Raw genomic sequence first — 15,960 nt, 5'->3', positions numbered from 1 at the left:
GACTTTTTTACAAAGCCTCTGATTATAAGTAAAAACCCCCTGATTAACGCTAGGGGTTGTCACTGCCGTGCGTAAAAGGTCTTTAGGCCACAAGTACATGTCGCACCCTGCCAACAGTGGCAGGTTCCGCCCTGGATAGCGCCGCAAGTGTGGACCAAGTGCAACTGCCATTGCCCGGAAATGCCCGCAGCCACCGAGGGTTTTTGCATTTCCGCGCTGCGCACAACCGGCCGGACAACCCTCGCGGCACGCGCCCAGGCAGTCTGCGCAGAGCGCACAATCGGCGGCAGCCTATGCCTTGCCATCCGGTGCCAGCCGGGCTCCGCATGGCAGGCCGGCTCACGGGCTGCCATAGTTACCAAAGCATCATCTCCAGGGACATTTATATGAGCGACACAACCCCTCCCACCTCTCCGACAGCCGCATCCGAGGCAGCGGAAGATCCGCGCAAGGACTCGCTGATCGAATATCCATCCCAGTTCCCCATCAAGGTGATGGGTGAGCACAACGAGCACCTGGTGCACGAGATCACCAAGATCGCCGAGCAGTTCGACCCCGGCTTCGACGCCAGCACGGTGGAACTGCGCCCCAGCAGCACCGGCAAGTACCTGGGCGTGACAGTGACCGTGACGGCCACCAGCCGCGAACAGCTGGACAATCTGTACCGCGCCTTTACCTCGCACCCCATGGTCAAGGTGGTGCTGTGAGCGCTGCGGCCATGGCGCAGGCGATCGCCGCGCCCATGGATCTGCGCATCCTGGGCCGCACGGGCTACGAAGCCACCGTGGCGGCCATGCAGGAGTTCACGCGCACGCGCGATGCCGGCACGCGCGACGAGCTATGGGTTTGCGAGCACTCACCGCACTTCACGCAAGGGCTGGCAGGCAAAAGCGATCATGTGCTGAGTCCGGGCGACATTCCCGTGGTGGCCACCAACCGCGGCGGCCAGGTCACCTACCACGGCCCCGGGCAGGTCGTGGCCTATCCGCTGCTGGACCTGCAGCGCATGGGCTATTTCGTCAAGGAATACGTGTACCGCCTCGAGGATGCCGTGATCCGCACGCTCGAGTATTTCGGCGTGACGGGGCATCGCGTGGCCGGCGCGCCCGGCATCTATGTGCGCCTGGCCGATCCGCGCAGCCACGCCGTGCTGGAGCAGCGCCCGCAGCACCGGGAGCCCGGCAGCGCCGCGCCCGAGCCGCATTTCGAGGGCCTGGGCAAGATCGCGGCGCTGGGCATCAAGGTCAGCCGCCATTGCACCTACCACGGAGTGGCCCTCAATGTCTGCATGGATTTGGAACCCTATTCGCGAATCAATCCTTGCGGATACGCAGGACTGGAAACGGTGGATCTTTCTACAATCGGCGTACAGACAACCTGGGACGAGGCCGCGCATGTGCTCGGCCGACAGCTGCAAGCGCGGCTCTCCCCATGAAATTGGCAGGGCCCTGAGCCGCTACGCAGCTTCCTCTTGAGGGGGCAGCCCATCGCTGCGGGGCGCTCCTTGCCCGGCGCCTCCGGGCTCAGGCTTTGCCGGTTTCGTGCGTCGTGGGTCGCGCAAAGCGCATTGAAAGATTGAAGCGAGAAATCATGAGTACCAATGAAGTCGTGCGCGAAGCGCAGTCCCAAGCCGATTACAACCCGCTGGCCAAGCAGAAGGCGGCGGCCAAGCTCTCGCGCATTCCCGTGAAGGTGGAGCAGGCCGAGGTGCTGAAGAAGCCCGAGTGGATCCGCGTGAAGGCAGGATCGCCCACCACGCGCTTCTACGAGATCAAGGACATCCTGCGCGAGAACAAGCTGCACACGGTCTGCGAGGAAGCCTCCTGCCCCAACATCGGCGAATGCTTCGGCAAGGGCACGGCCACCTTCATGATCATGGGCGACAAGTGCACGCGCCGCTGCCCGTTCTGCGACGTGGGCCACGGCCGCCCCGATCCGCTGGACGCGGACGAGCCGCTGAACCTGGCCAAGACCATCGCCCAGCTGCGCCTGAAATATGTGGTGATCACCAGCGTGGACCGCGATGACCTGCGCGACGGCGGTTCGGGCCACTTCGTGGAGTGCATCAGGAACATCCGCGAGCTGTCGCCCCAGACCCAGATCGAGATCCTGGTGCCCGACTTCCGCGGCCGCGACGACCGCGCGCTCGAGATCCTCAAGGCCGCGCCGCCCGATGTGATGAACCACAACCTCGAGACGATTCCGCGCCTGTACAAGGAGGCGCGCCCCGGCTCGGATTACCAGTTCTCGCTGAACCTGCTCAAGAAGTTCAAGGCGCTGCACCCCGGCGTGCCGACCAAGAGCGGCCTGATGGTGGGCCTGGGCGAGACCGACGAGGAAATCCTGCAGGTGATGCGCGACATGCGCGCGCACGACATCGACATGCTGACCATCGGCCAGTACCTGGCGCCGACCAACAGCCACCTGCCCGTGCGCCGCTATGTGCACCCGGACACGTTCAAGATGTTCGAGGAAGAAGCCTACAAGATGGGCTTCACGCACGCCGCCGTGGGCGCCATGGTGCGCTCCAGCTACCACGCGGACCAGCAGGCGCATGCCGCCGGCGTCTGATTGCCGCCCAGCGCCCCGCACACCAAGCCCGCTGCCGCGGGCTTTTTTCATGGGCAAGCCAGCGAAGGCAATAAAAAAGCAGAGCTGCTTGCGCAGGCCCTGCCGTCATCCTGAATCATTTATGCCCTGAATGCCTTGCAGTTCCAGCGTCAGCCGCTATGCAAAGCATGCTGCTCCTGTTCCGTCGCAAAAAAAGCCTGGCTAACCGGCAAACCGCTGGCTGGCAAAAACGACTGCAGGCTGAACCGGCCTGACGAGTCGCCCCACGATGAAACTGAGCCGTGCAGCGCGTGGACCCCACCAGAGTTCTGTTGCGCTGCAAGCTGGAACGGATCTTAACACCAAATGAGAATCAATATCAATTAATTCTCGATTCGATGCCAAAGAAATCTGTAAAAGGCTGTTTGCGGACGGTTTCCCGGGCGTTGCCTCCGGCATGCAGCGCGGCATCGGAAGCATTGCCACCAGCCAGGCCTGGTTGAAGCGGCTCCATGCAAGTCGTCGCGGCGGAGCATGCATACAGCTGCGGCCGATCTGCCGCAGCAACGGTCATGGCGTTGCGGCATTGCACCCGGCCTGCAAGACAGCATCGGCACAGGAACTCCGGCTCAAGGCTTACGCCCTGCTGCGGGCCCGCCGGGGCCACGCCGGCCGGCGGTCAGGGCGCCAGCAGCTCGCCCGGGCTGTCGCTGTTGACGACGGCCTGCGCCCAGGGCCTGAGCTTGCCGGTATCGGCGCGCAGGATTTCCTGCTTGATCGCGAGGATCTGCGCCGGATGCATGGAAAAGCTGCGCAGCCCCAGGCCCAGCAGAAGCCGGGTCATGCCGGCATCGCCGGCCATTTCGCCGCAGACGCTGACGCTCTTGCCCGCCGCATCGGCCGCCGCGATGACCTCGGCAATCAGGCGCAGCACGGCCGGATGCAACGGATCGTACAGATGGGCCACGGCCTCGTCGGCGCGGTCGATGGCCAGCGTGTACTGGATCAGGTCGTTCGTGCCGATGGACAGGAAGTCGAAATACCGCAGGAAGGTACGCACCGTCAGCGCCGCCGCCGGTATCTCGATCATGGCGCCGATCTTGACCTTGCCGTAGGCCACGCCACGCGCATCGAGCTCGCCTTGCGCCTGGTGCAGTTGGGCCAGGGTCTGCTCGATCTCGCTGCGGTGCGCCAGCATGGGAAACAGCAGGTGGATCTGCCCGTGCGCCGCCGCGCGCAAAATGGCGCGCAGCTGGGTGCGGAACATGGCCGTGTCGGCAAGGCTCCAGCGGATGGCCCGCAGGCCCAGCGCAGGATTGAGGTAGTAGTCCTTGGGCTGCGCCTTGTCCAGCGGCTTGTCGGCGCCCACATCCAGCGTGCGGATGGTGACGGGCATGCCCTGCATGCCGTCGATGGCCTCGCGGTAGGCGCGGTACTGTTCCTCCTCGCCGGGCAGGTTGCCGCTGCGCCCCATGAACAGGAATTCGGTGCGGAACAGCCCCACGCCCACGGCGCCGGCCCGCACGGCTGCCGGGCCGTCGCCGGGCTGCTCGATATTGGCCAGCAGCTCGACCTTCTGGCCGTCCAGCGTGATCGAAGGCGTGTAGCGCAGGCGCGAGAGCCGCTCGCGCTCGAGTTCGCTCTGGCGCTGCCGGAAGCCGTATTCGGCCAGGATCATGGGCGTGGGATCGACGATGACCACGCCTTCGTTGCCGTCGATGATGATCCAGTCGTCCTGGCGGATCAGCTGGCTGGCCGCGCGCGCCCCCACCACGGCCGGAATGTCCATGCTGCGCGCGACGATGGCCGTGTGGCTGGTCTTGCCGCCCACGGCGGTGACGAAGCCCGCGAACACCTTGCTCTTGAACTGCAGCATGTCGGCCGGCGACAGGTCCTGCGCCACCAGCACCAGCGGCGTGTCCGCCGCGCCGTCCGCACCCGTGCCGGCCCTGGCGGCCACGGGCGCGGCAACGGGGCTGGCCGCGCCTTTCATGTGCCACAGGATGCGCTCGACCACCTGCTCCAGGTCGGCCTTGCGCTCGCGCAGGTACTCGTCGTCCATCTCGTCGAACTGGCGCGAGACGATTTCCAGCTGCGTGGTCAGCGCCCACTCGGCGTTGTAGAGACGGTCGGAGATCCAGTGGCGTATGGCCTCGGCCAGCGCCTCGTCCTGCAGCAGCATCAGGTGCACGTCGAGCAGGGCGTCGAGCTCGCCCGGCGCATCCTTGGGCATGTCTTCCTGCAGGCGGCGCAACTCGTCGATGACCGCGTTGCGCGCCGAGCGCGCGCGCTCGATCTCGGATTCGATCTGCTCGGGGCGGATGAAGTAGTGCACCACCTCCATGCGACTGGAGGCCACGACCACCGCACGCCCAATCGCAATACCCCGGGAAACGGCCAGGCCGTGGATTGCAAATGTCATAGCGACTGCCTTTTGTTGTTGGAGCCCATGCCGGCCAGGATGCACCGCCATGGCCTCCGGTGAAAGGTGCCCTGCCTGTGCCTGCCCCGCATGAAGCGTACTTGTGTTTGCCGCGTTGTCTGTTGCCGGGCCGCAGGCCCTGCGGGCGCACTGCCCGTACCGGCCGGGCGGCCGCGCTTACTGGCCCTCGCCGAACTTGTCGTTGATCAGCGCCACCAGGGCGTCCATGGCCTGCTGCTCCTGCTCGCCGTCGGTTTCCAGCACCACTTCGGAGCCCACGCCCGCAGCCAGCATCATCACGCCCATGATGCTCTTGGCATTGATGCGGCGCTCGCCCTTGGTCATCCATACGTCGCAGGGGAAGCTGCCGGCCAGCTTGGTGAGCTTGGCGGAGGCGCGGGCGTGCAGGCCCAGTTTATTGCTGATGGTGATGTTGGTCTTGATCATGGGAAGGTCGTGCGCTTTGGTTTTGTGGAGTGCTGTTGCCCACTTGCATGACCCCCTGGCTGCCGCCCACCATGGCGCGCGCCACCAGCGCATCCAGCGCTTCGTGGCGATAGCCTATGGAGCGCAGCAGCATGGGCAGGTTGACGCCCGCCACCAGCCGCGCGGGCAGCGGGGCCACCAGGCGCAGCGCCACGTTGCAGGGTGTGGCACCGAACAGGTCGGTGAGCACCAGCGTGGGCAGGTCCAGGCCGCCATGCGCATGCAGCAGCTCCCGCGCCCGGGACAGCGTGGCTTCCGGCGCCTCGTGCGCGGGCACGTCCAGGGCCAGCACATCGTCGGCGCTGTCGGCAAACACATGCAATGCGCATTCGCGCAGCGCATGCGCCAGCGGGGCGTGGGTGAGCAGAAGAATGCGCGTGGTCATGAAGTCACAGTTCTATGGCAAATTATGGCGCGCCGGCGGCAAGAGCCGACCAGGCCCCGGGGTGGGAGAGGGAAAAACCTATTGCAGCTTCAGCCCCGCAAAAAAGGTGTCCGCAGCCTGGGGGCGCGGCTTGTCGGCATAGATGACTGCGTGGTAGACGCGCACGCCCTCGGGCTCCAGGCTCGCAAACCACACGGCATGGCCGGTGAGCTTCCAGCCCTGGGGCCCCACGCCTTCGAAGGTGGTGCGCAGGGATTGCGGCAGGTTCAGCGCGCCCGCAGGCCGGAAGGTGCCGTCGCCTGCGGCATGCAGGGGCCGGGCGCTTTGCGCGGGCTCGCCCTGCGGCGCGGGATTGAGCTGACCCAGCACGGCTGCCTGCCAGTACGACAGGGTTTCGGCCGCGCGCTCGGGCTGCCGCACCAGGAAGTGCGAGATCGCATAGGTGGCGTAGTCGGCATCGCAGCCCTGCATGGTCATCTGCACCGTGCCCAGCCCCAGTTCCACGGGGCGTGTCGCGGTCTGGGCATCGCAGGGCAGCAGGGCCTGCAGCGGCGCACCCTGCACCTGCACCGTGCGCCAATTCAGCGTGGGGCTGCAGGCCGCCAAGGCCACTATGGCGGCGCCCATGAGTCCCCACATTCGTCCCGGCATCTTCATGCAGGCATTATCCTTAGCGCACATGGCAGGCCGCGCCCGCGCCGCCCTAGGGTTCACCCTGTGTCTGGTTTGCTGCCGCGGCTAAGCCGGTGCCAGGCAAGGAACTTTTTGCCTGGCGCGAGGTCCCATTTCCCTGGTCAGCACTGTGCTGACCATTTAGGCACAATTCATCGCTATGGCAAGCAAACATTGGATCGCAGGCGTTCTGGCTGCCGCCGTCTTGGGCGTCGGCGCATGGGTGTATTCGGGCGCCGGGCAATCGGCGGCGCCGCAGTCCACCTTCGTGCTGCTCGACGGCAGCCAGCAGACCACGACCGACTTCAAGGGCAAGGTCACGCTGGTGAATTTCTGGGCCACCAGCTGCACCACCTGCGTGGGCGAAATGCCCGAGGTCATCAACACCTACCAGAAGTACAAGGACCGGGGCTTCGACACCCTGGCCGTGGCCATGAGCTACGATCCGCCCAGCTATGTGGTGAACTTCGTCGAGTCGCGCAAGCTGCCGTTCAAGGTCGCGCTGGACAACACGGGCCAGGTGGCCAAGGCCTGGGGCGACGTGCAGCTCACACCCTCCACCTTCATCGTCAACAAGCGCGGCGAAATCGTGAAGAGCTACGTGGGTGCGCCCGACTTTGCCGAATTGCACAAGCTGATCGAGAAGCTGCTGGCCGAGCCCGCCACGGTCTGACGGTTTCAAAAGCATAGCTGCCAGCGCATGGCCCTCCTGCTTTTCAAGCCCAATACAGCTTGATGAATCGGCTTATCAAGCGCAGGCGGCTACAGAATTGAAAGCAACAACAAAAAACCGGCGTGCAGCCGGTTTTTTTGTGGGCGATCGCCGATCAGCGGTTGCGGAAGCTGTCGTGGCAGCTCTTGCAGCTGTTGGCCGCCGGGCCGAAGGCGGCCTTGAGGCTGTCGAGATTGCCCGTCTTGGCCGCGGCATTGAGCTTGACCACTTCGGCCTGCATCTTGTCCGACAGGTCGTGGAACTTGGCCTGCTCCTTCCAGACCTCGGGCTTGGCCTTGCCGCCTTCGGTACCGGCCGCGAAGCCGGCCCAGGGCAGCTTGGACATGAAGGCCACGATCTCGGCGCTCTCCTGCGCGGCCTTGGCATCGAAAGCCAGCTTGCCGTTGGCCATGGCGCCCAGGCGGCCGAAATGCGTGCCCAGCACGCTCAGCGCGCTCTGGCGGTACTTGATCGCATCTTCGGGCTTGGCGAACTGAGCCGAGGCAGGCAGGGTCGCGGTGGCGACCACGGCGGCCAGGGCCAGGGTGGAGAGAGCTTTCATCGGGACTTCCTTTCTTTTGAACAATGACAGACCGCAAGCGGTTGCCCGCGCAGTATGGCAGAGGCCGCGCCTGCGCCGGCAGGCATTTGTCGGGTGCGCTGCTGCGCTTTGCCACGGCGGCGGCAGGCGCACGCGGCACAATCGGGACACTGTTGCGCTATTTTTTTGAGGACTTGCCCAGGTTGACCGGCGCAAGCCCGGTTTGAAAAATTCCCGCCCATGACACAGCCCGCCCCTCTCACGCCACGCTCGCACCAGGTCCGCATCTGGGATCTGCCCACCCGCCTGTTCCACTGGCTGCTGGCCTGCGCCATCGTGGCCCTGGTGATCACGGCCAAGCTCGGCGGCAATGCCATGAACTGGCATCTGGTCCTGGGCCAGGTGGTGCTGGCCCTGATCATCTTCCGCCTGCTGTGGGGGGTGGTGGGCGGGCGCTGGTCGCGCTTCGCGCATTTTGTGCATACCCCTTCCGCGCTGCTGCGCCATCTGCGCGGCCAGGGCAGCGTGGAGGAAGGGGCCGGCCACAGCCCGCTGGGGGCGCTGTCGGTCTTTGCCATGCTGCTGGCGCTGGTCGCCCAGGTCGCGACAGGGCTGCTCAGCGACGACGAGATCGCCTTCAGCGGGCCGCTGACGCGCTTTGCATCCGGCGACACGGTGGCCGCGGCCACGAACTACCACGCCCATTGGGGCCAGTACCTGATCTATGCCCTGGTCGGCCTGCACCTGCTGGCCATCCTCGGCTACAGCCTGCGGCGCAAGGGCCTGGCCAGGGCCATGGTCACGGGCGACAAGCAGCTGCCCTCACCCGTTCCCGCCGCGCGCGACACGGCAGCCACCCGGGCGCTGGCCGCCGCGCTGGCCGTGCTGTCCTCCGGCATTGCCTGGTGGGTCAACAGCCTGGGAGCCGGTGGCGGTTTCTGAAGCAGCGCTACACTCGATGCTTCTTCATCATTGCGCAACGCCCGTGGACAAGCCTGCCGTGGACTTGCTGACGCCCTCCACCCCCGAAGAAATGGACGCCGTGCGCCAGATCTTCCAGGAGTACGCGGCCAGTCTGAACGTCGACCTGGAATTCCAAGGTTTCGAAACCGAGATCGCCGGACTGCCCGGCGACTATGCCCCTCCTCGAGGCCAGATCCTGCTGGCCAGCGTCGACGGTGCGATCGCCGGCTGCTGCGCACTGCGGCCGCTCGACGACTGCGACTATCCCAATGCCGCCGAGATGAAGCGCCTGTACGTGCGCAAGCCCTTCCGCGGCTTCGGCCTGGGCCGCCAGCTGGCCGAAGCCATGCTGGACGTGGCCCGCCAGGGCGGCTACGACCATGTGCTGCTGGACACGCTGGACGACATGGAATCGGCCCGCGCGCTGTATGTGGAGCTGGGCTTCGAATCCATCGAGCCCTACTACCACAACCCGGTCCCGGGCGCGCACTACCTCAAGGCGGACCTGTTCTGAGCTCTGAATGCAAAAAAGGCATTGCCGAATTGGCAATGCCTTTTCATATCGAGCACTCCCCATAAGGCCGGCGCACTCCAGAGCAGAGGGACGCCGAGCAAGAGCCGCCTCGCGGCGGGGGCGCCTAGCCGAAGGCGTCGTCCCCTTCAGGGGGAAGGCGCGCAGCGACTCAGGGGTATCAGTTACGCCTTGGCCTGGGCCAGCATGGTGTCGGCATCGCTGACTTCGAACTTGCCCGGGCCTTCCACGTTCAGCGTGGCGACCTTGCCGTCCTTGACCAGCATGGAGAAGCGGTTGGCGCGCAGACCCAGGCCCTTGCCGTTGAGGTCCAGCGTCAGGCCGGTGGCCTTGGCGAATGCGGCATCGCCGTCGGCGATCATGCGCACCTTGCCGCCCACCTTCTGGTCGCGGCCCCAGGCGCCCATCACGAAGGCGTCGTTCACGGACAGGCACCAGATCTCGTCCACGCCGGCAGCCTTGAGCTCGTCGGCCTTGGCCACGTAGCCGGGCAGGTGCTTTTCCGAGCAGGTGGGCGTGAAAGCGCCAGGCACTGCGAACAGCGCAATGGTCTTGCCGGCCAGCGCCTCGGGCAGCTTGACGGGGTTCGGGCCGATGCTGCAGCCGTTGCCTTCCACTTCCACGTACTCGGCCAATGTGACTGCGGGCAGGGCGTCTCCAACTTTGATCATCGCTATCTCCTTTGGTTGCTAACAGGGGCTGCCGACATGGCGGCCCAAATGAAAAAACGACCCACATTGTGGGTCGTTTTCAAGGGCCTTGCGCCGGTGTGCCGGGTTAGGCTTACACCAGAGCAGCCTTTTGCACCAAGCGGGTCGCAACCCAGTTCTTGGTCTTGGAGAGCGGACGGCTCTCGGTGATTTCGATCACGTCGCCCAGCTTGTACTCACCTTGCTCGTCGTGAGCGTGGTACTTGCTCGACTTGATCATGATCTTGTCGTAGATGGGGTGCTTGACGCGACGCTCAACCAGAACGGTCACGGTCTTGGCACGCTTGTCGCTGACCACCTTGCCAATCAAGGTGCGCTTGAGGGATGTTTTAGCTTCCGTCATGTCGGCTCCTTACTTGGCGGCTTGCTTTTCAGCAAGGATGGTCTTGGCACGAGCGATGTCGCGGCGCGTGGCCTTGAGGGTCGCGGTGTTGCCCAGTTGTTGCGTAGCCTTTTGCATGCGCAGACCGAAGTGGGCCTTTTGCAAGGACTTCACTTCAGCTTCCAGCGCGGCCACGTCTTTTTGGCGGAGTTCAGCAGCTTTCGTCATGTTGATCTCTCCTTAGGCACCAATTTGACGGGACACGAAGGTCGTACGCAGAGGCAGCTTTGCAGCGGCCAGGCGGAACGCTTCACGAGCCAGCTCTTCGGGAACGCCCACGATTTCGTAGAGCATCTTGCCGGGCTGGATTTCGGCCACGTAGTACTCGGGGTTGCCCTTACCGTTACCCATACGCACTTCTGCGGGCTTGGTAGAGATGGGCTTGTCCGGGAACACGCGGATCCAGATGCGGCCGCCACGCTTGACGTGACGGGAAATTGCACGACGTGCAGCTTCGATCTGGCGGGCCGTCAGACGGCCGCGGTCGGTGGACTTCAAACCGAAATCGCCGAAGGCAACGGAGTTGCCACGGGTTGCGATGCCGGTGTTGCGGCCTTTTTGTTCCTTACGGAACTTGCGGCGTGCAGGTTGCAGCATGTTTATTCTCCTTTACCGTCCGCTGCTGTAGCGGGCGCGTCAGTCTTGCGAACGCGCTTAACGGAATCAGCACCAGCGCCTACGGGCTTGTCGCTGCCATCGGCAGGAGCGGCATTGGTACCAGCGGGGCGGCGACCACCGCGGCCGGCGCCGTCACGACGGCCGTCGCGACGGGGACCACGAGGACGACGCTCGTCTTCGGGACGAGGCGTTTCCACGGCGGGCAGGTCGTTGCGGCCCAGGGTGTCACCCTTGTAGACCCAGACCTTCACGCCGATCACGCCATAGGTCGTCTTGGCTTCGGAGAAGCCATAGTCGATGTCGGCACGCAGGGTGTGCAGCGGCACGCGGCCTTCACGGTACCACTCGGTACGAGCGATTTCGATACCGTTCAGACGGCCGGACGACATGATCTTGATGCCCTGGGCACCCAGACGCATGGCGTTCTGCATGGCACGCTTCATGGCGCGGCGGAACATGATGCGCTTTTCCAGCTGCTGGCAGATGGAGTCGGCGATCAGCTTGGCATCGATTTCGGGCTTGCGCACTTCTTCGATGTTCACGGCCACGGGCACGCCCAGGCGAGTCGAGAGTTCCTTCTTCAGGTTCTCGATGTCTTCGCCCTTCTTGCCGATCACCACGCCCGGACGAGCCGAGAAGATGGTGATGCGGGCATTCTTGGCAGGACGCTCGATCAGAACGCGCGACACGGCGGCGTTCTTCAGCTTGGCCTTCAGGTACTCGCGCACCTTGATGTCTTCGGCCAGCATGCCGGCGAAGTCGCGGTTGCTAGCGTACCAGCGGCTCGCCCAGTTGCGGCTCACCGCCAGACGGAAGCCGGTAGGATGGATTTTCTGTCCCATATTCTTCCTTTAGGCCTCAGTTACCCACTGTCACGTAGATGTGGCAGGTAGGCTTGCTGATGCGGTTGCCACGGCCCTTGGCGCGAGCAGTGAAACGCTTGAGCGTGGTGCCTTGCTCGACGTAGATGGTCTTGACCTTCAGTTCGTCGATATCGGCGCCGTCGTTGTGCTCAGCGTTGGCGATAGCGGATTCCAGAACCTTCTTCACGATCACGGCAGCTTTCTTCTGCGTGAAGGTCAGAATGTTCAGGGCTTGATCCACCTTCTTGCCGCGGATCAGATCCGCGACCAGGCGACCCTTGTCAACAGACAGGCGGACGCCACGGAGAACAGCACGTGTTTCAGACATGTTCTATTCCTTACTTCTTGGCTTTCTTGTCCGCAGGGTGACCCTTGAAGGTACGAGTCAGCGCGAATTCACCCAGCTTGTGGCCGACCATCTGGTCAGTCACATAAACCGGCACGTGTTGCTTGCCGTTGTGCACGGCGATGGTCAGACCGATGAACTCGGGCAGAACCATGGAGCGACGCGACCAGGTCTTCACTGGCTTCTTGTCCTTGGTGGCGATGGCCTTTTCGACCTTGGCCAGCAAGTGATGGTCAACAAACGGACCCTTTTTAAGAGAACGAGTCATTTGCTACCCCTTACTTCTTGCGACGCGACACAATCATGCCTTGTGTGCGCTTGTTGTTACGGGTACGGTAGCCCTTCGTCAGATTGCCCCATGGGTCAACTGCGTGACGGCCTTCACCGGTACGACCTTCACCACCACCGTGCGGGTGGTCGATCGGGTTCATCACCACGCCGCGAACGGTCGGGCGGATACCCATCCAACGCTTCACACCGGCCTTGCCCAGTTGGCGCAGGCTGTGCTCTTCGTTGGCAACTTCACCGATGGTGGCGCGGCACTCGATGTGCACCTTGCGCACTTCGCCCGAACGCATACGCACCTGGGCGTAGATGCCTTCACGGGCCAGCAGCGTGGCGGACGTACCGGCCGAGCGGGCGATCTGGGCACCGGCACCGATCTTCAGTTCGATGCAGTGGATGGTCGAACCCACGGGAATGTTGCGGATAGGCAGGGTGTTGCCCACGCGGATGGGAGCTTCGGAGCCGCTGACGATGGTGGCGCCCACTTCCAGGTTGCGAGGAGCAATGATGTAGCGACGCTCGCCGTCGGCATAGCACACCAGAGCGATGTGGGCCGTACGGTTGGGGTCGTACTCGATGCGCTCGACCTTGGCGGGGATGCCGTCCTTGTTGCGCTTGAAGTCCACCACACGGTAGTGGTGCTTGTGACCACCGCCCTTGTGGCGCGTCGTGATGTGACCGTTGTTGTTGCGGCCGGCCTTCTGGTGCTGGGATTCCAGCAGAGGAGCATAGCCAGCACCCTTGTGCAGGTGGTCACGCGTGACCTTCACCGTGCCGCGTTGGCCGGGGGTCGTCGGTTTGAGCTTGATAACAGCCATGATTAAGCAGCCTCCCCAGACAGGTTCAGCTCTTGACCGGGCTTGAGCATCACGTAAGCCTTGCGCACGTTGTCGCGGCGGCCCACGGTCTTGCCGAAGCGCTTGGTCTTGCCCTTGGTGTTCACCACGGAAACGCCAGCCACTTCCACCTTGAACATCAGTTCCACGGCGGCCTTGATTTCGGGCTTGGTAGCGTTCTGCAGCACCTTAAACGTCACAGCGTTGGACTTTTCGGCAACCAGAGTGGCCTTTTCGGACACGATGGGAGCGACCAACACTTGCATCAGACGACCTTCGTCAAACTTGAGCGTGCTCATGCGAACATCTCCTTGAGTTTGTCGATCGCACCCTTGGTCACGAGCACTTTCTTGTAGTGCACCAGCGACACGGGGTCGGCGTAGCGCGGCTCAACCACGAACACGTTCTTCAGATTGCGGGATGCCAGGTACAGGTTCTCGTCGATCTCTTCGGCGATCACCATGACCGAGGACTCCAGGTTCATGGCCTTGAACTTGTCGGCCAGCACCTTGGTCTTGGGTGTATCCAGCTTCAGCGATTCCACCACGGCCAGGCGGCCTTCGCGGGCCAGCTGGGACAGGATGGAAGCCATACCGGCGCGGTACATCTTCTTGTTGATCTTCTGCGAGAAGTTTTCTTCCGGCAGGTTCGGGAAGATGCGACCGCCGCCACGCCACAGGGGCGAGGAGGACATACCAGCACGTGCACGGCCGGTACCCTTCTGCTTGAAGGGCTTGGCAGTGGTGTGACGCACTTGCTCACGGTCCTTCTGGGCGCGGGTGCCCTGGCGTGCGTTGGCACGGTAGGCGATCACCAGCTGGTGGACCAGGTCTTCGTTGAATTCACGGCCGAACACGGTCTCGGGTGCATCGAACTTCGATGCGGCCTGGCCTTGTTCATTCAGGAGTTCGAGCTGCATTAGTTCGCTCCTTTAGAAGCTTTAGCCTTGATGGCGGGACGCACTGTCACAAAGCCACCCTTGGAGCCAGGAACAGCGCCCTTGATCAAGAGCAGTTGACGTGCTTCGTCGATACGAACCACATCGAGGTTTTGTGTAGTGACGGTCTCGTCGCCCATGTGGCCGGTCATGCGCTTGCCGGGGAACACACGACCGGGGTCCTGTGCCATACCGATCGAGCCGGGGACATTGTGCGAACGGCTGTTACCGTGCGATGCGCGCTGCGAACCGAAGTTGTGACGCTTGATCGTGCCGGCGTAACCCTTACCGATGGAGGTGCCTTGCACGTCCACCTTCTGGCCGACGCTGAACAGTTCTGCCACGGGCAGGACGGCACCAGCGGCATACTTGCCAGCGGTTTCTTCGGTCACATGGAATTCACGGGTCACTTCACCGGCTTCGACGCCCGCCTTGGCGAGGTGGCCAGCTTGAGGCTTGGTCACGCGAGATGCCTTGCGCGAACCGAATGTGACCTGCAGGGCCACGTAGCCATCGTTCTCTTGGGTTTTGACCTGAGTCACGCGGTTGTTGGAAACATCCACCACTGTGACAGGCACTGCGTCCCCATCATCAGTGAACAGACGCATCATGCCCACCTTGCGACCCAGCAACCCCAGGGAGTTGCTCAGACTCATTTGTTTGCTCCAAAACTTCCGCCGCTGAAACTGCAATTGGCCCAGCGTTGCGCTTTGCTTGCTGCAAGCTCGCGCACGAAAGAAGGTTAATAAAACTTCGCATCAAAGGCGAAGCCCCAAATTTTAACGCGAACTGCTTTTTCAAGCAAGTTCGCGTTAAACAAAGACCTTCAAAAGCCTTTCCGGGCAAGCCCGGAAAGGCTGTCGAACTTCTTATTGCAGTTTGATTTCGACGTCCACACCTGCGGGCAGGTCCAGCTTCATCAGGGCGTCAACCGTCTTGTCGGTCGGGTCGACGATGTCCATCAGACGCTGGTGCGTGCGGATTTCGAACTGGTCGCGGCTGGTCTTGTTGACGTGCGGCGAACGCAGGATGTCGAAACGCTTCATGCGGGTCGGCAGGGGCACGGGGCCCTTGACGATGGCGCCGGTGCGCTTGGCGGTGTCAACGATCTCGGCTGCAGACTGATCGATCAGCTTGTAGTCGAAAGCCTTCAGGCGGATACGGATCTTTTGCTTAGACATTGTGAATTCCTAGCTTTCCTAAGAATTACTCAATGATCTTGGCAACCACGCCGGCGCCCACGGTACGGCCGCCTTCGCGGATAGCGAAGCGCAGACCTTCTTCCATGGCGATGGGGGCGATCAGCTTCACGGTGATCGACACGTTGTCACCAGGCATCACCATTTCCTTGTCGGCGGGCAGCTCGATGGAGCCGGTCACGTCGGTCGTACGGAAGTAGAACTGGGGACGGTAGTTGTTGAAGAAGGGCGTGTGGCGGCCGCCTTCGTCCTTCGACAGCACGTACACCTCGGCGGTGAAGTGGGTGTGGGGCTTGATGGAGCCGGGCTTGCACAGCACCTGGCCGCGTTCCACGTCTTCACGCTTGGTGCCGCGCAGCAGCAGACCGACGTTGTCGCCAGCCTGGCCCTGGTCCAGCAGCTTGCGGAACATTTCCACGCCAGTGACGGTGGTCTTCTGGGTGTCCTTGATACCGACGATTTCGATTTCTTCGCCGACCTTGATGATGCCGCGCTCGATACGGCCGGTCACCACGGTGCCG

General features: G+C 63.3%; 25 protein-coding genes. 6 read left to right on the top strand and 19 right to left on the bottom strand.

Annotation, left to right across the window (positions count from 1 at the left end; genetic code table 11):
* Nucleotides 1–386 precede the first annotated feature (386 nt).
* The 3 genes from Cte04_RS21295 to lipA all read left to right on the top strand — a co-directional run bounded on the left by Cte04_RS21295 (nucleotide 387) and on the right by lipA (nucleotide 2,571).
* Nucleotides 387–707, top strand: a complete 321-nt coding sequence (locus tag Cte04_RS21295) for a YbeD family protein (protein ID WP_066483840.1) — start codon at nucleotides 387–389, stop codon at nucleotides 705–707.
* 11 nt (nucleotides 708–718) lie between these two features.
* Entirely contained in the window at nucleotides 719–1,435 is a 717-nt protein-coding gene (gene lipB, locus Cte04_RS21290) for a lipoyl(octanoyl) transferase LipB (protein ID WP_370671043.1), read from the top strand.
* Between the two features lie 155 nt (nucleotides 1,436–1,590).
* On the top strand, nucleotides 1,591–2,571 hold the full coding sequence (lipA, locus tag Cte04_RS21285) for a lipoyl synthase (protein ID WP_066483839.1): 981 nt from the start codon (nucleotides 1,591–1,593) through the stop codon (nucleotides 2,569–2,571).
* A 358-nt stretch (nucleotides 2,572–2,929) separates the two neighbouring features.
* Here the strand turns inward: lipA and Cte04_RS21280 are convergent, their stop codons facing one another.
* The 5 genes from Cte04_RS21280 to Cte04_RS21260 all read right to left on the bottom strand — a co-directional run bounded on the left by Cte04_RS21280 (nucleotide 2,930) and on the right by Cte04_RS21260 (nucleotide 6,470).
* Nucleotides 2,930–3,124 (bottom strand): hypothetical protein, encoded by a 195-nt coding sequence (locus Cte04_RS21280; RefSeq protein ID WP_157082224.1) that lies wholly within the window; start codon nucleotides 3,122–3,124, stop codon nucleotides 2,930–2,932.
* 105 nt (nucleotides 3,125–3,229) lie between these two features.
* Entirely contained in the window at nucleotides 3,230–4,972 is a 1,743-nt protein-coding gene (gene ptsP, locus Cte04_RS21275) for a phosphoenolpyruvate--protein phosphotransferase (RefSeq protein WP_066483838.1), read from the bottom strand.
* A gap of 177 nt (nucleotides 4,973–5,149) precedes the next feature.
* Nucleotides 5,150–5,419: an HPr family phosphocarrier protein gene (locus Cte04_RS21270; RefSeq protein WP_066483837.1), complete on the bottom strand. Its 270-nt coding sequence runs from the start codon at nucleotides 5,417–5,419 to the stop codon at nucleotides 5,150–5,152.
* Nucleotides 5,388–5,843 carry a PTS sugar transporter subunit IIA gene (locus Cte04_RS21265; RefSeq protein WP_066483836.1) on the bottom strand — a complete coding sequence of 152 codons (456 nt, stop codon included), beginning with the start codon at nucleotides 5,841–5,843 and terminating at the stop codon, nucleotides 5,388–5,390. The genes Cte04_RS21270 and Cte04_RS21265 overlap by 32 nt, the downstream gene beginning before the upstream one ends.
* A gap of 78 nt (nucleotides 5,844–5,921) precedes the next feature.
* Entirely contained in the window at nucleotides 5,922–6,470 is a 549-nt protein-coding gene (locus Cte04_RS21260; RefSeq protein WP_245633469.1) for a hypothetical protein, read from the bottom strand.
* A gap of 205 nt (nucleotides 6,471–6,675) precedes the next feature.
* Between Cte04_RS21260 and Cte04_RS21255 the strand changes: the two genes are divergently transcribed.
* On the top strand, nucleotides 6,676–7,188 hold the full coding sequence (locus tag Cte04_RS21255) for a TlpA disulfide reductase family protein (protein ID WP_066483834.1): 513 nt from the start codon (nucleotides 6,676–6,678) through the stop codon (nucleotides 7,186–7,188).
* Between the two features lie 154 nt (nucleotides 7,189–7,342).
* Here Cte04_RS21255 and Cte04_RS21250 read toward each other — a convergent pair whose 3' ends face one another.
* Entirely contained in the window at nucleotides 7,343–7,789 is a 447-nt protein-coding gene (locus Cte04_RS21250) for a c-type cytochrome (RefSeq protein ID WP_066483833.1), read from the bottom strand.
* Between the two features lie 219 nt (nucleotides 7,790–8,008).
* On the opposite strand from Cte04_RS21250, the gene Cte04_RS21245 reads away from it, so the two are divergent.
* Both Cte04_RS21245 and Cte04_RS21240 read left to right on the top strand, forming a co-directional pair.
* The gene (locus Cte04_RS21245) at nucleotides 8,009–8,710 is read left to right on the top strand and encodes a cytochrome b/b6 domain-containing protein (RefSeq protein WP_066483832.1); all 702 of its coding nucleotides are present in this window, start codon (nucleotides 8,009–8,011) and stop codon (nucleotides 8,708–8,710) included.
* A gap of 43 nt (nucleotides 8,711–8,753) precedes the next feature.
* On the top strand, nucleotides 8,754–9,245 hold the full coding sequence (locus Cte04_RS21240; protein WP_066483831.1) for a GNAT family N-acetyltransferase: 492 nt from the start codon (nucleotides 8,754–8,756) through the stop codon (nucleotides 9,243–9,245).
* 182 nt (nucleotides 9,246–9,427) lie between these two features.
* Here Cte04_RS21240 and Cte04_RS21235 read toward each other — a convergent pair whose 3' ends face one another.
* The 13 genes from Cte04_RS21235 to Cte04_RS21175 all read right to left on the bottom strand — a co-directional run.
* The gene (locus Cte04_RS21235; RefSeq protein WP_066483830.1) at nucleotides 9,428–9,934 is read right to left on the bottom strand and encodes a peroxiredoxin; all 507 of its coding nucleotides are present in this window, start codon (nucleotides 9,932–9,934) and stop codon (nucleotides 9,428–9,430) included.
* Between the two features lie 112 nt (nucleotides 9,935–10,046).
* The gene (gene rpsQ, locus Cte04_RS21230) at nucleotides 10,047–10,316 is read right to left on the bottom strand and encodes a 30S ribosomal protein S17 (protein WP_066483829.1); all 270 of its coding nucleotides are present in this window, start codon (nucleotides 10,314–10,316) and stop codon (nucleotides 10,047–10,049) included.
* Nucleotides 10,317–10,325: 9 nt separating this feature from the next.
* On the bottom strand, nucleotides 10,326–10,523 hold the full coding sequence (rpmC, locus tag Cte04_RS21225; RefSeq protein ID WP_066483828.1) for a 50S ribosomal protein L29: 198 nt from the start codon (nucleotides 10,521–10,523) through the stop codon (nucleotides 10,326–10,328).
* 12 nt (nucleotides 10,524–10,535) lie between these two features.
* Nucleotides 10,536–10,952 carry a 50S ribosomal protein L16 gene (gene rplP, locus Cte04_RS21220; RefSeq protein ID WP_066483827.1) on the bottom strand — a complete coding sequence of 139 codons (417 nt, stop codon included), beginning with the start codon at nucleotides 10,950–10,952 and terminating at the stop codon, nucleotides 10,536–10,538.
* Between the two features lie 2 nt (nucleotides 10,953–10,954).
* Nucleotides 10,955–11,815, bottom strand: coding sequence for a 30S ribosomal protein S3 (gene rpsC, locus Cte04_RS21215; RefSeq protein ID WP_066483826.1), 861 nt, complete (start codon nucleotides 11,813–11,815; stop codon nucleotides 10,955–10,957).
* Nucleotides 11,816–11,831: 16 nt separating this feature from the next.
* Nucleotides 11,832–12,164 carry a 50S ribosomal protein L22 gene (gene rplV, locus Cte04_RS21210; protein WP_042418925.1) on the bottom strand — a complete coding sequence of 111 codons (333 nt, stop codon included), beginning with the start codon at nucleotides 12,162–12,164 and terminating at the stop codon, nucleotides 11,832–11,834.
* Nucleotides 12,165–12,174: 10 nt separating this feature from the next.
* Complete coding sequence (rpsS, locus tag Cte04_RS21205) at nucleotides 12,175–12,450, bottom strand: 30S ribosomal protein S19 (protein WP_003059413.1); 276 nt, start codon at nucleotides 12,448–12,450, stop codon at nucleotides 12,175–12,177.
* 10 nt (nucleotides 12,451–12,460) lie between these two features.
* On the bottom strand, nucleotides 12,461–13,285 hold the full coding sequence (rplB, locus tag Cte04_RS21200) for a 50S ribosomal protein L2 (protein ID WP_066483825.1): 825 nt from the start codon (nucleotides 13,283–13,285) through the stop codon (nucleotides 12,461–12,463).
* Nucleotides 13,286–13,287: 2 nt separating this feature from the next.
* A complete protein-coding gene (rplW, locus tag Cte04_RS21195; RefSeq protein WP_066483824.1) occupies nucleotides 13,288–13,602 on the bottom strand; it encodes a 50S ribosomal protein L23 in 315 nt (104 codons plus the stop codon).
* On the bottom strand, nucleotides 13,599–14,222 hold the full coding sequence (rplD, locus tag Cte04_RS21190) for a 50S ribosomal protein L4 (RefSeq protein WP_066483823.1): 624 nt from the start codon (nucleotides 14,220–14,222) through the stop codon (nucleotides 13,599–13,601). Before rplD ends, rplW begins: the two co-directional genes overlap by 4 nt.
* On the bottom strand, nucleotides 14,222–14,896 hold the full coding sequence (gene rplC, locus Cte04_RS21185; protein WP_066483822.1) for a 50S ribosomal protein L3: 675 nt from the start codon (nucleotides 14,894–14,896) through the stop codon (nucleotides 14,222–14,224). The genes rplD and rplC overlap by 1 nt, the downstream gene beginning before the upstream one ends.
* 213 nt (nucleotides 14,897–15,109) lie before the next feature.
* Nucleotides 15,110–15,421 (bottom strand): 30S ribosomal protein S10, encoded by a 312-nt coding sequence (rpsJ, locus tag Cte04_RS21180; protein WP_003059431.1) that lies wholly within the window; start codon nucleotides 15,419–15,421, stop codon nucleotides 15,110–15,112.
* A 25-nt stretch (nucleotides 15,422–15,446) separates the two neighbouring features.
* A partial coding sequence (locus Cte04_RS21175) for an EF-Tu C-terminal domain-related protein (RefSeq protein WP_083526697.1) occupies nucleotides 15,447–15,960 on the bottom strand: 514 nt, incomplete at its 5' end.

The organism is Comamonas terrae (assembly GCF_001544075.1).
Taxonomy (GTDB): Bacteria; Pseudomonadota; Gammaproteobacteria; order Burkholderiales; family Burkholderiaceae_C; genus Comamonas; species Comamonas terrae.
Note: the sequence above shows the minus strand (reverse complement) of the source record. Positions and strands in the feature narration are given on the sequence as shown.